We start from the raw sequence: 15,148 nt of genomic DNA, 5'->3' as shown, positions 1-15,148 counted from the left end.
CGTGCGCCCGGGCCAGGATGACCGCATGCCGAGCACCCTCGCCGCGTTCCTCGGAGCCTGCCTCCTGGTCGCCGCCTCGCCGGGCCCGAGCACCGTGCTGATCATCAAGCACTCGCTGCGGAGCAGGCGGTCGGGGTTCATGACCGTGCTGGGCAACGAGACGGGAGTGCTCACCTGGGGACTGGTCGCCGCCTTCGGGCTGACCGCGCTGCTCGCCGCCTCCGAACTCGCCTACGGCGTCATGCGCGTCGTCGGCGCCGTGGTCCTGGTCGGCTTCGGCGTGCAGACGCTGTGGCACGCCCGGCGCCCGGCGGCCGCGGGCATCGACGCGGCGGGCGGGGAGCGGGCCAAGTCAGGACCGGCCTCCTACCGGCACGGTCTGCTGCTGAACCTGGCCAACCCCAAGGCCGCGATCTTCGCGATGTCGTTCCTGCCGCAGTTCGTGCCGCCCGGCGCCCCGCATCTGCCCGCGATGGTCGGCCTCGCCGCGCTGTGGGCGGTCTTCGAGGTCGGCTACTACGGCCTGTACGTCTGGTTCGTCGGCCGGATCAGGACGGTGCTGTCCCGCGCCGGCGTGCGCCGGCGGCTCGAACAGGTCTCCGGAGGCATCCTGCTGCTGCTGGGCGCCCGGCTCGCCCTGGAGGGCTGACCCGGCGGATGCGGAGGCGAACCACGGCCGGCGCCCGCCCGATGACGAGCCGGTCAGCGGGTGCCCGATGAGGAGCAGGTCAGCGGGTGCCCGCCGGCGGGTCGGCGAAGACACCCTCCAGCATGCCGGTGGCCTGTCCCACCTCGATCAGGTATCCGTCGGGGTCGCGCAGGTAGCAGCGGAGTTCGGCCCTGCGGTCGAGCGGCGGGGTGAGGAACTCGGCGCCCCTGGCGCTCCACTCCCGGTGGCAGGCCCCGATGTCCGCCACCCGGATGTTGAGGAAGCCCGACACCGTCTGCGGGTCGCCGGGCGGGCGCAGGGTGACGTCCGGCTTGTCGGGGGTGGGGCCACCGCCGGGGTTCATGATGATCCAGCCGTTGGCGAGCCTGACGATGCACGGGTTCTCGTCGAGCACCACCTCGCCGCCCAGCACGTCCGCGTAGAACGCCCGGGAGCGGGCCACGTCGGACACCGTCAGGAAGTGGGTGAGCAGTATTCCGGCCTCCGGGGCCGGCAGATCCTCACGACGCATGTCGGTCTCCCATCCGCGCCCGCTCCGCTGGGGCGGCGGGTGCCCGGGGAGCCCCGAGCGGGTGGTCGGGCACCGCTGCGGACGGCACGCCGGCGTGTTCGGGGCGCACCGCCATGGTGGGCGAGAACCGGGGGCGGCGAAAGTCGATCACGGGCCGTACCGGGCGGCGTCCCGCGCGGGGCCTACGCCGATCGGGCGGCGGTCCGGCCGTCCGCACGGCAGGATGCCCCCGAGGCATCCGGCGCGCCGCTTGCGGCTCCCGCGCGCGGCCCCGGCACCGGCGACCGGTGCCGGCGACCGGACGCGGACCCCGTCCGGCGCCTGACGGCAGCTCCCCGACTCCTTGACCCTGGAGGACCCATGACCGGCACACCCGCGAGTCCCACGGCCCCGGCCGCGTTCACCACCGACGACTACCGCGCCCGGATGGCGCGCGCCGTGCGGGCCGCCGACGCCGCCGGCCTCGCCGGGCTCCTGGTCGCACCGGGCCCCGACCTCTCCTGGCTCACCGGCTACAAGCCCACCGCGGACACCGAGCGGCTCACCCTGCTCGTGCTCGCCGCCGGCCGCGACCCGGTGCTCGTGGTGCCCACCCTGGAGGCGGGCGACGCCGCACACGCTCCCGGCGCACCCGCACTCACCCTGCGTGACTGGACCGACGGCCAGGACCCGTACGCCGCGACCGCACCGCTGCTGGACGCCGGCGGCCGCTACGCCGTCAGCGACAGCACCTGGGCCGTCCACCTGCTGGGCCTCGGGCGCACGGCGCCCACGGGCGTCGGTTTCACCGCGCTCGGCGAGGCCCTGCCCATGCTCCGTGCGGTCAAGGACGCCGCGGAGCTGGACCGGATGGCAGCGGCGGGCGCGGCCGCCGACGCCGCCTACGACGAGATCAGGAACGTCCGCTTCGAGGGCCGCAGGGAGACCGACATCGCGGCCGACCTGGCGGGCCTGCTGCGCGGGTTCGGCCATACGCAGGTCGACTTCACCGTGGTCGGCTCCGGCCCCAACGGCGCGGATCCGCACCACGAGGCGGGCGAGCGGGTCATCGCCGCCGGTGACACGGTCGTGCTGGACTTCGGCGGCCTCGTGCACGGCTACGGCTCCGACACCTCCCGGACCGTGCACGTCGGCGAGCCCACCGCCGAGGAGCGGCGGGTGCACGACGTGGTGCGCGAGGCACAGGAGCGCGCCGTACGGGCCGTACGCCCCGGTGCCGCCTGCCAGGACATCGACCGGGCGGCCCGGGAGACGATCACCGAGGCCGGTTACGGCCCCCGCTTCATCCACCGCACCGGGCACGGCATCGGCGTCACCACCCACGAGCCGCCGTACATGGTCGAGGGGGAGCGGCAGCAACTGGTGCCCGGCATGTGCTTCTCGGTGGAACCCGGCATCTACCTGCCCGGCCGGTTCGGAGTGCGCATCGAGGACATCGTGACCGTCACCGACGACGGTGTCCGGCGCCTCAACACCACGTCGCGGGAGATGGCCGTCGTGCACTGAGCCGCGGGCCCGCGCCGTCCGGCGCGCGGACCGGGCGCCGGAGCCTGCGTGCTGCGGCGGGAGCCGCGGTGTCCGCACCGGCGGTGCGGCACCGGCGGCCCGGTCGCGCCGGTGCCGCGCACCGCCGGCGCGGGGCTCAGTCCTCGCGGGGCTCGCGGTCCCGGAAGCGGCGCAGGACGTCGTACGGATACGGCAGCGGCCGGTCGCTCGCCTCCGTCAGCCGCCGTGCCTGGACCTCCGTCAGGTCCCAGCCGACCGCACCGAGATTGTCCGCGAGCTGCTCCACGGACCGTGCGCCGATGATCGGCGCCGTCACGCCGGGCTGCCGCAGCAGCCAGCGCAGCGCGATCTGGGCCGGGCTGCGGCCGGACTCCTCGGCCACCGCGAGCACCGCGTCCACGGCCCGCCAGGTCTCCTCGGTGTCCCGCGCCCGCCAGGTCTCGCGGCCCTGGTCCCGCTGGTGGGCGGCCTCGCGGGAACCGACCGGGGCCGAGACCATACCGCGCCGGTACTTGCCGCTCAGCCAGCCGCCCTGCAACGGGCTCCACGGGATGACGCCGACGCCCTCGGCGACGCTGAGCGGCAGCAACTCCCATTCGGCGGAGCGCGCGAGGAGGTTGTAGAGGGGCTGGAGGCAGGAGTACGGCTCCCAGCCGTGCTCCCGTGCCGTGCACAGCGCCTTCTGCAACTGGGCGGCCGACAGGTTGCTCGCCCCCAGGTAGCGCACCTTGCCCGCCCTGACCAGGGTGTCCAGGGTGGACAGGGTCTCCTCCACGGGAGTGGTCGCGTCCCAGACGTGCGTCTGGTAGAGGTCGATGTACTCCGTACCGAGGCGGCGCAGGCTCGCCTCCACCGCGGACAGGATGTGCTTGCGCGTCAGGCCACCGGCGTTCGGCGACCGGCCCATGGCGCCGAAGACCTTGGTGGCGATGACCAGGTCCTCCCGCCTGCGCCCCCTCAGCCAGCGTCCCAGGATCTCCTCCGCCGCCCCGTGCCCGTAGACGTCGGCCGTGTCGACGAAGGTGCCGCCGGCCGCCGCGAAGGCGTCCAGCAACCGGTGGGACGTCGCCTCGTCGGCGGCGCCGCCGAACGTCATCGTGCCCATGCACAGCTCGCTGACCCGCAGTCCGGTGCGCCCGAGGTACCGCTGCTCCATGCTCATGCCGCTCTTCTTCCACCCGCCGCAACCGGTTCCGCGCTGACCTGCGAAACGTCAGTAGTCCGGGGCACGGGAAGGGGGAACCGCCGTGGGCGCCGTCGGTCTGCGCCGACCGCGGTCGTGCTCCCGGGACGGCGGAGTCCTCCCGTCACGCCTGGACGGCCGCCAGCACCGCCGCCGACTCGGCAGGCAGCCGCAGCAGGCCGTCCGCACCGGGTGGCCGGGTCTCCTCGGGCCGCCAGGCCGCGAGCACGGCACGGGCCCCGCGGCCCACGGGGACGTCCACCGGGCCCGGGCCGAGGTTCACCGCGGTCGCCAGGTCGCCGCGCCGGACGACGCACCAGCGCTCCGCCTCGTCGTAGGCGACACGGACGGCCGCGAGGTCGGGGTCCAGGAGGTCGGTGCGGGCGGCGCGCAGCGCGATGAGTTCGCGGTGCCAGGCGAGCACGCGTGCGTGCGGTTCCTCGCGGGGCTGCGACCAGTCGAGGCAGGAGCGGTCCCGAGTGGCCGGGTCCTGGGGATCGGGTACGGCGGCCGGGCCCTCCTCGCCCGCCCAGCCGTGCGCGGCGAACTCCCGCCGCCTGCCCTTGCGCACCGCCTCGGCGATCAGCGGGTCCGTGTGGTCGGTGAAGTACTGCCAGGGTGTCGTCGCGCCCCACTCCTCGCCCATGAACAGCATCGGCGTGAACGGCGCGGTCAGGGTGAGCGCCGCGGCGCAGGCGAGCAGCCCGGGGGGTACTGACGCGGCGAGCCGGTCGCCCGCCGCGCGGTTGCCGATCTGGTCGTGGTTCTGTGCGTAGCCGAGCAGTTGGTGGGCGGCCAGCAGGGTACGGTCCAGCGGCCTGCCGTGCCGCCGCCCCCGGAAGCCCGCGTAGGTGCCGTCGTGGAAGAAGCCGTGCGTCAGGGTCTTGGCGAGCGCGGCCAGGGGCGCCCCTGCGAAATCGGCGTAGTAGCCCTGCGCCTCGCCGGTGAGCGCGCAGTGCAGGGCGTGGTGGAAGTCGTCGTTCCACTGCGCGTGCACGCCGAGGCCGCCGTGCGCGCGTGCGGTGATGAGGCGCGGGTCGTTCAGGTCGGACTCGGCGATCAGGAACAGCGGTCTGCCGGTTTCCACGGCCAGGCCGTCCACCGCCGTGGACAGCTCCTCCAGGAACCCGTACGCGCGCGTGTCGCACAGTGCGTGCACGGCGTCCAGCCGGAGCCCGTCGAGCCGGTAGTCGCGCAGCCAGGCCAGTGCGCTGCCGACGAGGTACGCGCGGACCTCGTCGGAGCCCGGTGCGTCCAGGTTGACGGCCGCGCCCCACGGGGTGCGGTGGGCCTCGGTGAAGTAGGGGCCGAAGGAGGGGAGGTGGTTGCCCGAGGGGCCGAGGTGGTTGTGCACGACATCGAGGACGACCCCCAGACCGTGGCCGTGCGCCGTGTCGACGAAGCGCTTCAGGGCCTCGGGGCCGCCGTACGGTTCGTGCACGGCCCACGGGGCGACGCCGTCGTACCCCCAGCCGTGCCGCCCCGGGAACGGGCACAGCGGCATCAGCTCCACATGGCTGACGCCGAGGTCCGCGAGGTGCCCGAGGCGGTCGGCCGCCGCGTCCAGGGTGCCCTCGCGGGTGTACGTGCCCACGTGGAGCTCGTACAGCACCGCGCCGGGCAGGCCGCGCCCCGCCCACGGCACCCGCCACGCGTACCGCTCGTGATCGACGACGGCACTGAGGCCGTCGGGCCCGTCGGGCTGGCGCCCGGAGCGCGGATCGGGCCGAACGGGGCCCTCGTCCAGGCAGAAGCCGTACCGTGTCCCGTCGGCCGCGTCGGCCTCGGCCGTCCACCACCCCGGGCGTCCCGCGGCGCGCTCCATCGCGCGCGTGCCGTCCGCCAGATGGAGGACGGCGCGTTCCGCCGCGGGTGCCCAGACCTCGAACTCCACGGGTGCATCCCCTCGTCGGGCGGGCACGGCCGCCGCGGCACGGCCGGCTGCCCGCGGGTACGGCCCTGCCGCGGTCGGCGCCGCGACGGCCGCACGGTGCGGTGGTGCGGTGCGTGCGGCCTCAGCGGCGCCGGGTGGGCCCTGACGTCCATGGTGCGGGCCCGTGAGGGACCGGCGCGGTCGATTCACCTGAAATCCCCCTACGGGGGGACATCGATAGGCGCGGGCGCCGACGGGTGTCATCGGGAGGTCACGGGGCCGTCCCAGGTGCGCACCGGTTTCCGGGCACCAGTCGCATCCCTCCTCGTCCGCCCAGGTCAGTGCGGTGCGAAGGCGGTGAGCTGCCGTTCCCGCGGCTTCTGGACACCCCGGACGGGCTGACCGACAATCAGCTTCGTGACGTCGCCCTCCGAACCCCCTCTGACCCCCGCACGGATGTCCGACGCCGAGCGCGAGAAGACACTGCTGATCCTCAGAGAAGGCGCCGCCCAGGGAAAGCTCTCCCACGACACCTTCCTGATGCGCATGGAGCGCGCCCTCGCCGCGCGTGACGCCGCCGAACTCGCCGCGCTCACCGCCGATCTGCGGACCGAGGGCCGCTGGTCCCGCATGGTCTTCGGCTCCGTGGGCGCCCTGTCCGGCTTCACCATGCGGCTGCGCAGCGCCTGGCAGGCCGAGCGGTTGCCGAAGTTGCTGCTGCCCGCGCCGTCCGCGGCCCAGCCGCTGCTCATAGGCCGCGACCCCAGGAACGGCCTGCGGCTCAGCCACGAGACGGTCTCCCTGATGCACGCCGAGCTGAGCCGGCAGAACGGTCTGTGGGTGCTGCGGGACCTGGGCTCCACCAACGGCACCGTGGTCAACGGCCGCAGGGTGGTGGGCGCGACCGTCGTCCGCGACGGCGACCAGGTGAGCTTCGGCCAGATGGCGTTCCGCCTGTCGGCGCAGTGACGGCGGGGCGGTGCGGCGGGGCCGTTACGGCGCTGCGGTGACGGCGGCGCCGGCCGCGGTGCGGTGGCGGCGCCGCGGTGACCGCGGTTGCGGTGGCGGGTGGCCGACGGTGGGCCCTCCCGCACTGAAGGCCGTGGGCCTCAGGCCGCGAGGCGCGCGTGCCGCGCGGCCTCGATGACCGTGCGGGCCTGGTGCGCTACCTGGTGGTCGAGCGGCACCCAGCGGGCCCGGAAACGCTCGGCGAAGGAGGCGCACCAGGTGGTCACCATGCCTTCGAGCCGGGGTGCCGCACGGTCCCCCGCGTCCTCCAGGACCCTCAGCAGCATCGCCGCGGCCCGCAGCGGCAGCCGCCGTCCGAAGGCGTCGATGCTGCCGACGGACGCCATCGTGGCCCCCGGCAGCGGCGGCCGCCCCCAGTCCTCCGCGAGGCCGGGCGCCAGCGCGAGGGCCCAGCGCGCGGCGCGCAACAGCGGGCCCTCGGGCCCCGGGAGCCTGGGCAGTGCCTCCGCGAGCACCTCCTCCACCAGGCGCGCGTCCTCGCGCAGCCGCGCCGCAAGGCGGCGCAGCTCCCTGTCCGGTGCGGGATGGGGCGCATCGTCGTCGACGAGGTCGCTCGCCCACATGGGGACCTCGACGATCGCGGTCAGGCCGCCGTAGCGGTGCGCGTGGTGCCAGGTGCTCAGCCGGGCGTCGTCGGGCAGGCTGGGGAAGGCGGCGTCCGAGTCCGGCGCCGGCATCACATGGACCCCGGGCCCCGACGCGGGCCAGCCGGCCGCGTCCGAGGCCCCCGTCTCCACCGGGATGTGCAGCCGCGCTGCCGACTTCGCGAAGGGCTCCGCGAGGCCGGGCACGTCCTTGGTGAGCTGTACCCAGCTTCCGCCCAGGTCCGTGCCGTGCAGGGACACCTGGAGATAGGGCCGCAACTCGTCGATCACGCCGGTCAGCGCCCTGGTCTCGGGCGGCAGCCGGTCCGGCGGCAGCACCGAAGGCGACCACTCGGGCTGCTCGGGTCCCGCCGGTCTGAAGAACCTCCGGTGGTAGTCGAGCAGTGTCCGCGGCGCGGGCGTGCGGTGCAGGGCCGCGCCGTCCGGGTCGGCGCACAGGAGGAAGTGCCAGGCGGTGCCCGCGCGCAGCCCGGGGTCGCCCAGGGCGCGCTCGGCGAGGTGCAGCAGGGTGGAGCCGCCCGCGGGCTCGTTGGCGTGCGCCCCGGCGACCACGAGGACCGCGTGCGGAGCGTGCCCGATGGACAGCAGGTGCAGGGGCCGTCCGGCGCGTGAGGTGCCGATCCGCCGCAGCCGGCCCAGATCCGGGCGCCGGGCCACCAGCGTCCGCGCCGACGAGACGAGCTCGGGCACAGTGGGATAGCGCTGATCCGTCAGGTGACTCACCCCCCAGGGTCCTCCTGAACGTGCGCACCCGCAGTACCCCATGCCGCGCGGCGGCGTGTCAAGGAGCGCGGACGCCTGCCCGACGCTGCTGCGCGGCGCGTGTCACCAGAGCTGGAAACGTTTCTTCTGGGGCGGCGGGGAGCATGGGGCGCGGAGCCGGCGGGCGCGGGTGTGCGCGGCGGGCCGCACCTGTCGGCTCCGCGCCCGGCCGACGTTCAGCCGGGCCGCCGCGGCGCCCGGTCCCCCGATCCCTGCGCCCGTTCCAGCAGGGCCACCGGCGCCGTGCGGAAGAGATCGGTCAGACGGGTGTGCCCGGTGCGGCTCCGGCCGGGCGCGAGGAGGTCGTGCCACTCGCCTTCGGGCAGCACCAGCTCCGTGTCGCCCCAGCCGCCGGCGTCGGCGAGGCGCAGGGACAGGCGCGTCACGGCCGTCAGGACCGCCCCGGAGCGCACGAAGGCCAGGCAGTGGGCGGCGGCCCGGCCGTGGGCCTGGAGGGGCCGGTAGGACGCCGTGTCACCGAACAGCTCGGGGCGCCGGGCACGCAGCCGCAGGGCCGTCGCCGTCAGGGTGTGCTTCTCGGCAGAAAGGCCGCCTGGGCCGGACGCGCCGTCCGGCACCGCGGCGGTGGGGCAGGCGCCGGCCCGTGCCGCGGCGCGGGTGCGGGCGTCGGGCGCGCGGGCTTCGGCGGGGGACGTGCCGTACGGGGGTGTGTCGGGAAAGCGCGGCGGGTTGCGGTTGTCGGGGTCCACCAGGGCCCGGTAGTCGTACTCCGTGCCCTGGTAGAGGTCCGGCACACCGGGCATGGTGAGGTGGAGCAGCGCGGCGGCCAGGACGTTGGCGCGGACATGGGGGCGCAGGGCGGCGGCGAGGCGGGCCACCGGGCGGTGCGCCTCGCCGCCGGGGCCGGCCGCCGCGAAGTCGGCCACCGCCTTCTCGTACGGCTCGTCCGGCTCGGTCCAGCCGGTGCGCAGGCCCGCCTCGCGGACGTGCTTGAGCAGCGCCCGCCCGATGCGGCCGCTCTCCGGGGCGCCGGGCCCCGCCAGGCCGACGGCGGTCTGCCAGGCCGCCCAGGCCACACCGGCGTCGGGTGCGGCCGCACCTCCGGCGGCCGTCAGCGCCGTCGCCTCGGCCAGCAGGTCGGCGAACCGCCGCGGGCACTCGGTGAGCACCGCGATCCTGGCGCGCACGTCCGCGCTGCGCTTGGTGTCGTGCGTGGACAGCACGGTGCCGGTCAGCGGCCAGCCGCGCTGCACGCGCGCGCAGTGCGCGTGGAAGGACGCGGGCGGCACGGACGGCAGGCCCGGGTCGCCGCCCACCTCGGCGGCCGACAGCAGGGGCGTGTACCGGTAGAACGCGGTGTCCTCGACGGCCTTGGCACGCACCGCGGAAGCGGTCTGCGCGAACCGGGCGCGGAACTCCTCCCTGTCCTTGTCCCCACCGGACCCGAGCCCGCCCAGTGCCAGGTCCCGCACCGCGTCGACCGCCGCCGCCTCCTCCGGCACCGCGAACACCGCCCTGGCGTCCCGGGCGGCCTCCTCGGACAGCACCCGCCCGGTGTCGGTCTCCGCGTACGGGCGGTAGACCGGCAGCCGGACCAGCAGTTCGCGCAGGGCGGTACGCAGCGCCCAGGGCGCATGGTCGCGCAGCAGCGGGTCCGCCGCGCAGATGCGTGCGCACGCGCGCGTGAGGCGGTCGACCTCGGCGGCCAGCTCGCCGGCGATCACCTTGTACGCGGCGCGCCGCACCGTGGCCTGCCAGTCGCCGCCGCGGTCCGCGGCCGGCGCGGCGAACCGGCGGTAGAGGCCGAGCAGCTCGCCCGCGCCGGCCGGGTCCGTGAGCACCCCGTCCACCTGCCGCAGCGCGTCGTAACCCGTGGTGCCCGCGACCGGCCAGGCGGCCGGCAACCGCTCGCCGTCCGCCAGGATCTTCTCGACGACCGTCCAGCGGCCGCCCGTCGCCTTGTGCAGCCGCCGCAGGTAGCCGCCGGGGTCGGCCAGGCCGTCGGGGTGGTCGACGCGCAGCCCGTCGAGGACGCCCTCGTCGAGCAGTGCGAGCACCTTGGCGTGCGTCAGCCGGAACACCTCCGGGTCCTCCACGCGCACCCCGATCAGCTCCGAGACGGTGAAGAAGCGGCGGTAGTTGAGCTCGGTCCTGGCCAGCCGCCACCAGCACAGCCGGTACCACTGGGCGTCGAGCAGCCCTGGCAGCGGCAGGTGCTCGGTGCCCGCCCTGAGCGGGAAGACCTGGCCGCCGTAGTGCAGGGCGGGCCGGCGGCCCGCGTGCGGACCCTCCGGCCCGGGGCCGGACGCCGTGGGGCCCCGGGCCGGGGAGGCGGCGCCGCCGGCCGCCGGGGCGCCCGGGCCGGTGCCCCCGCCCCGGCGGGGCGCCCTGGCGTCCGCGACCCGCAGCAGGTCAAGCTCGTGCCGCAGCGGTCGGGCCAGCACCGGCAGCAGCAGCCGGCCCCCGTGCGCTTCCCAGTCGATGTCGAACCAGCGCGCGTACGGCGAGTCGGGCCCCTGCGCGAGCACCTCCCACAGGGCGCGGTTGTACCGCGGCACGGCGGCCATGTGGTTCGGCACGATGTCCGCCACCAGGCCGAGGCCGTGCCGCCGCGCGGTGCCCGCCAGCGCGCGCAGGCCCTCCTCGCCGCCGAGTTCCTCCCGCACGCGCGCGTGGTCCACGACGTCGTAGCCGTGCACCGACCCGGGCACGGCCTCCAGCACCGGGGAAAGGTGCAGGTGCGAGACCCCCAGCGAGGCGAGGTACGGCACGGCGGCCTCGGCGGCCGCGAACGGGAACGCGGGCTGGAGCTGGAGGCGGTAGGTGGCGGTCGGCACGCGCGCCGCGGGTCCGCTGGACACAGGGGTCATGCGCACGTACGTACCCCGGACGGCGCCCGCGCGCCCGCCGGGTGACCCACGCGGGTGGCCTGAACACGCCGTCCGGGCCCCGCCCCGGCACCCCTGGGCGGGGCCCGGACGCCTCCCTGGGAGGGGCCCCGGTCGCCTCCCTGAGGGGCCCGGCGCGAGGCCCGGCGGGCGTGCGGGCGGGCCCACCGGAGCTTCCTAGGCGGGCCGCTGGAGCACCGTCAGGCTGCGGTCGACCAGGGGCAGGCGGTCGCCGGCCTTCACCCTGGGCCCCGTGCCCCGCGGGACGCCGTCGGGGCGGGCCGTGTCGACGACCACCTCCCACTGGTGGCCGTGGTTGACCGGCACGACGAATTCCAGCGGTTCCGGAGAGGCGTTGAACATCAGCAGGAACGAGTCGTCCCTGATCCGCTCGCCGCGCGGCCCCGGCTCGGAGATGGCGTTGCCGTTGAGGAACACGGTCAGCGCGCTGGCCTGTGCCGCGCTCCAGTCCCGCCGGGTCATCTCCTCGCCCTCCGGGGTGAACCACGCGATGTCCGAGAGGTCGTCGTGCGTGCCCTGGACCGGCCGGCCGTGGAAGAACCGGCGCCTGCGGAAGACGGGGTGGTCGCGGCGGAGCCAGACCATCGCGCGGGTGAAGGCCAGCCGCTGCTGCCTGGTCTCCGGATCGCCGTACTCCCAGTGCACCCAGGTCAGCTCGCTGTCCTGGCAGTAGGCGTTGTTGTTGCCGCGCTGGGTCCTGGCGAACTCGTCCCCGTGGCTGAGCATCGGCACGCCCTGGGAGAGCATCAGCGTGGCGACGAAGTTGCGCATCTGCCGCTCGCGCAGCTCCAGCACCGCCGGGTCGTCGCTCTCGCCCTCCGCGCCGCAGTTCCAGGAGCGGTTGTGGCTCTCGCCGTCCCGGTTGTTCTCGCCGTTGGCCTCGTTGTGCTTGTGGTGGTAGGACACCAGGTCGTGCAGGGTGAAGCCGTCGTGGCAGGTGACGAAGTTGATGGAGGCGAGCGGGCGCCGGCCGTCGTCCTGGTAGAGGTCGGAGGAGCCGGTCAGCCGTGAAGCGAACTCCGCCAGGGTGCGCGGCTCGCCGCGCCACAGGTCCCGGACCGTGTCGCGGTACTTGCCGTTCCACTCCGTCCACAGCGGCGGGAAGTTGCCCACCTGGTAGCCGCCCTCGCCGACGTCCCAGGGCTCGGCGATCAGCTTGACCTGCGACACCACCGGATCCTGCTGGACCAGGTCGAAGAAGGACGACAGCCGGTCCACCTCGTGGAACTGCCGGGCCAGGGTCGCCGCCAGGTCGAAGCGGAAGCCGTCCACGTGCATCTCGGTGACCCAGTAGCGCAGCGAGTCCATGATCAGTTGGAGGACGTGCGGCGAGCGCATCAGCAGGGAGTTCCCGGTGCCCGTGGTGTCCATGTAGTACCGGGCGTCGTCCGTGAGGCGGTAGTACGAGGTGTTGTCCAGGCCCCGGAAGGAGAGCGTCGGACCCAGGTGGTTGCCCTCGGCCGTGTGGTTGTAGACCACGTCCAGGATGACCTCGATGCCCGCCTGGTGCAGCGAGCGGACCGCCGACTTGAACTCCAGCACCTGCTGCCCGCGGTCGCCCCAGGAGGCGTAGGCGTTGTGCGGGGCGAAGAAGCCGATCGTGTTGTAGCCCCAGTAGTTGTTGAGGCCCATCTCCACCAGCCGGTGGTCGTTGACGAACTGGTGTACGGGCATCAGCTCCAGCGCCGTCACTCCCAGCTCCTTCAGGTGCTCCAGGATCGCCGGATGGGTCAGCGCCGCATAGGTGCCGCGCAGCTCCTCGGGGAGTGCCGGGTGAGTCATCGTCAGGCCCTTCACATGGGCCTCGTAGATCACCGTGCGGTGGTACTCGGTGCGCGGCGGGCGGTCGTCGCCCCAGTCGAAGTAGGGGTTGACGACCACCGAGGTCATGGTGTGCGGCGCGGAGTCCATGTCGTTGCGCTGGTCGGGCGCGCCGAACGGGTAGTCGTACACCTCCTCGCCCCAGGAGATCTGGCCGCTGATCGCACGCGCGTACGGGTCGAGCAGCAGTTTCGCGGGGTTGCACCGCAGACCGCGCTCCGGAGCGAACGGCCCGTGCACCCGGAAGCCGTACCGCTGCCCCGGCATGATCCCGGGCAGGTAGGCATGCCGGACGAAGGCATCGGTCTCCCGCAGCTCCACCGCCGTCTCCGTGCCGTCGTCGGCCAGCAGGCACAGCTCGACACGCTGGGCGGCCTCGGAGAAGACCGCGAAGTTGGTCCCGGCGCCGTCGTACGTGGCACCGAGTGGGTACGCCTGTCCAGGCCAGACCTGCATGGATACGAGCCCTCCGCTTCCGGCCCCGGGGGCCATTGCGCCCAGAGTCTCCCGGAAAGTGGTCAGACGTCCTAGGAATTCGGCCTGGCCGGGCGGGATGACCACCCATCCGCACACGGCAGGTGGCGCGGCGTCATTCGTTTCGGCCACGGCGCCGGTGCGCCGTGGCCGCCGGGAGTGTGCGAGCGGGCTCCGGTGGCCGGTATGGACCGGAACCATGATCGGAAGTGCTCGAAAACGTCCGGGAAGCGTCTCGAAGCCCACCAGAGGGACCGAGCAAACGATCAGAAGGAGACCAGGGCAGACACCCCGACGGCCCTGTGCGAGCGCCCTCCGGACGCCCGGTTCCGCCACGGCACCCCGGGGCGCCCCACCCGCCCCACGAGGGGACTACAGTGATGTCCGCTCACCCGGTCCCGGGCCCCTCGTGGGAACGGCCACGCCGAGGGCGGGAGTTGAGGAAACAGGGTGCGCATCCGGCTGCACCGCCCGCCGCTCGCGGAGTACCCTTCCTTGATCGTTGAACGGGGTGGGGCTCGGGGGAGCGGAAGGCGGTGCACGGGTGAGCTCGGGAGGGCTGGAGCTGCCCCCTGGTGAGGACGGCCACGAGGGGAGCTCCGCGGACGTCCCGCCCACCGGCGTGTCCTTGGCGCGACCGGTCGAGGTGAAGTCCCAGATCGGCCCCGAGCTGGACTGGGGCGTGGACGCCTGGAGCGAGGTGCGCACCAGGGCTCAGCGCGCCGGCCGCGCCTACATCTGGCTGAACCTCGTCGAGCAGCGGTTGCGCGCCGTCGTCGCCGCCGTCCTGCGCCCGGTCTACGAGCCCGTGCACGGCGAGGAGGACTGGGTCGTAGCGGCCGCCGGGCCCGCGGGCCAGGAGTGGGTGCAGCGGGCCGTCGCGGTGCGCGAGGTCAGCCGCCGCAAGGGGTACCTGCTGGACCCCGCCGACGACAATGTCATCAGTTTCCTGACGCTCCCGCAGTTGCGCGAGCTGATGGTCCAGCACTGGCCCTGCTTCCAGCCCTACGTCGAGGACCGCCGCGAAGTCGAACTCGCACTCGACGAGCTGGAGGTCGCCCGCAACGTCGTCTCCCGCAACCGCGCCCTGTCCGAGACGGTGCTCGCCCAGGCCGAGCGTGCCTCCGCCCGGCTGCTGGAGATCCTGGGCGCCGGCTCCGACCTGCCCTCGGCCCGGCGGCTGCCCGTCGACGCCGTCGAGGACCTGGTCGGCGACCGGTACGCGGACGTCGTCGGGGTGCACCCCGACCGGGTCAGGCTGCTGCGGCAGTTCCCCGCCGAGGACATCTTCGGCGCGGCACGCCGCGTCGACGCCATCGGCATAGGACTGAACCTCCTGATCCAGAACTTCTCCGGGCGCCGCCTGATGCGCCTCGCGGAGTCCGGCTGCCGGGTCCGGCTGCTCTTCCTCAACCCCGCGAGCAGCGCCGTCAAGCGCCGGGAGCGCGAACTCACCCTCAAGCGCGGCGAGCTGGGCCGGTCCGTGGAGATGAACATCCTGCACATGCGGCGGGTACGGGCCCGGCTGCGGGACCCGGGGGCCTTCGAGATCCACGTCTTCGACGAGACGCCGCGCTTCACGGCCTACCTGGTCGACGGGGACGGCGCGGACGGTGTGGCGGTGGTCCAGTCGTACCTGCGCAGGACCCGCGGACTGGAGACGCCGGTGTTCGTGCTGCGCGGCGGCGGGCGGCTGGTGAAGCCGGGGGAGCCGGGGACAGCGCCGGAGAGCAGCCTCTTCGCCGTCTACCGCGAGGAGTTCGAGCAGGCCTGGACCGACTCCCGACCGGTGTCCTGACGCGCGGGACCGCCTGCCGGGGTGAGGGCGGGCGGGGCCGCCCGCG

10 protein-coding genes are annotated in these 15,148 nt (G+C 74.6%); 4 read left to right on the top strand and 6 right to left on the bottom strand.

The window, feature by feature from the left end:
• The first annotated feature begins 25 nt into the window (after nucleotides 1–25).
• Nucleotides 26–649, top strand: a complete 624-nt coding sequence (locus IE313_RS16080) for a LysE family translocator (protein ID WP_189932614.1) — start codon at nucleotides 26–28, stop codon at nucleotides 647–649.
• Nucleotides 650–728: 79 nt separating this feature from the next.
• Here the strand turns inward: IE313_RS16080 and IE313_RS16075 are convergent, their stop codons facing one another.
• Complete coding sequence (locus IE313_RS16075) at nucleotides 729–1,181, bottom strand: VOC family protein (RefSeq protein WP_189932612.1); 453 nt, start codon at nucleotides 1,179–1,181, stop codon at nucleotides 729–731.
• A 360-nt stretch (nucleotides 1,182–1,541) separates the two neighbouring features.
• Between IE313_RS16075 and IE313_RS16070 the strand changes: the two genes are divergently transcribed.
• Nucleotides 1,542–2,687 carry an aminopeptidase P family protein gene (locus tag IE313_RS16070; RefSeq protein WP_189932610.1) on the top strand — a complete coding sequence of 382 codons (1,146 nt, stop codon included), beginning with the start codon at nucleotides 1,542–1,544 and terminating at the stop codon, nucleotides 2,685–2,687.
• Between the two features lie 136 nt (nucleotides 2,688–2,823).
• On the opposite strand, the gene IE313_RS16065 is transcribed toward IE313_RS16070, so the two are convergent.
• Nucleotides 2,824–3,843: an aldo/keto reductase gene (locus tag IE313_RS16065; RefSeq protein WP_189932714.1), complete on the bottom strand. Its 1,020-nt coding sequence runs from the start codon at nucleotides 3,841–3,843 to the stop codon at nucleotides 2,824–2,826.
• A gap of 151 nt (nucleotides 3,844–3,994) precedes the next feature.
• The gene (treZ, locus tag IE313_RS16060; protein WP_189932608.1) at nucleotides 3,995–5,764 is read right to left on the bottom strand and encodes a malto-oligosyltrehalose trehalohydrolase; all 1,770 of its coding nucleotides are present in this window, start codon (nucleotides 5,762–5,764) and stop codon (nucleotides 3,995–3,997) included.
• 396 nt (nucleotides 5,765–6,160) lie between these two features.
• Between treZ and IE313_RS16055 the strand changes: the two genes are divergently transcribed.
• Entirely contained in the window at nucleotides 6,161–6,712 is a 552-nt protein-coding gene (locus IE313_RS16055) for an FHA domain-containing protein (RefSeq protein ID WP_373317000.1), read from the top strand.
• Between the two features lie 140 nt (nucleotides 6,713–6,852).
• Here the strand turns inward: IE313_RS16055 and IE313_RS16050 are convergent, their stop codons facing one another.
• From IE313_RS16050 to glgX, 3 genes are all read right to left on the bottom strand, one after another.
• A complete protein-coding gene (locus tag IE313_RS16050) occupies nucleotides 6,853–8,142 on the bottom strand; it encodes a M14 family zinc carboxypeptidase (protein ID WP_373316999.1) in 1,290 nt (429 codons plus the stop codon).
• A 173-nt stretch (nucleotides 8,143–8,315) separates the two neighbouring features.
• Nucleotides 8,316–10,970 carry a malto-oligosyltrehalose synthase gene (treY, locus tag IE313_RS16045; RefSeq protein ID WP_189932604.1) on the bottom strand — a complete coding sequence of 885 codons (2,655 nt, stop codon included), beginning with the start codon at nucleotides 10,968–10,970 and terminating at the stop codon, nucleotides 8,316–8,318.
• A gap of 195 nt (nucleotides 10,971–11,165) precedes the next feature.
• The gene (glgX, locus tag IE313_RS16040) at nucleotides 11,166–13,286 is read right to left on the bottom strand and encodes a glycogen debranching protein GlgX (protein ID WP_189932602.1); all 2,121 of its coding nucleotides are present in this window, start codon (nucleotides 13,284–13,286) and stop codon (nucleotides 11,166–11,168) included.
• A 562-nt stretch (nucleotides 13,287–13,848) separates the two neighbouring features.
• On the opposite strand from glgX, the gene IE313_RS16035 reads away from it, so the two are divergent.
• Complete coding sequence (locus IE313_RS16035; protein WP_189932600.1) at nucleotides 13,849–15,102, top strand: DUF5919 domain-containing protein; 1,254 nt, start codon at nucleotides 13,849–13,851, stop codon at nucleotides 15,100–15,102.
• The last annotated feature ends 46 nt before the right edge of the window (nucleotides 15,103–15,148 follow it).

The organism is Streptomyces sulfonofaciens (assembly GCF_014656295.1).
In the GTDB taxonomy this organism is placed as follows: domain Bacteria; phylum Actinomycetota; class Actinomycetes; order Streptomycetales; family Streptomycetaceae; genus Streptomyces; species Streptomyces sulfonofaciens.
The sequence above is the reverse complement of the archived record's forward strand: the minus strand, read 5'-3'. Positions and strand labels throughout refer to the sequence as shown.

Coding starts and splice junctions, on each gene's coding strand:
- IE313_RS16075 (WP_189932612.1), bottom strand. CDS start 1,181: ATGCGTCGTGAGGATCTGCCGGCCCCGGAGGCCGGAATACTGCTCACC.
- IE313_RS16065 (WP_189932714.1), bottom strand. CDS start 3,843: ATGGAGCAGCGGTACCTCGGGCGCACCGGACTGCGGGTCAGCGAGCTG.
- glgX (WP_189932602.1), bottom strand. CDS start 13,286: ATGCAGGTCTGGCCTGGACAGGCGTACCCACTCGGTGCCACGTACGAC.
- treY (WP_189932604.1), bottom strand. CDS start 10,970: ATGACCCCTGTGTCCAGCGGACCCGCGGCGCGCGTGCCGACCGCCACC.
- IE313_RS16080 (WP_189932614.1), top strand. CDS start 26: ATGCCGAGCACCCTCGCCGCGTTCCTCGGAGCCTGCCTCCTGGTCGCC.
- IE313_RS16050 (WP_373316999.1), bottom strand. CDS start 8,142: ATGGGGTACTGCGGGTGCGCACGTTCAGGAGGACCCTGGGGGGTGAGT.
- IE313_RS16070 (WP_189932610.1), top strand. CDS start 1,542: ATGACCGGCACACCCGCGAGTCCCACGGCCCCGGCCGCGTTCACCACC.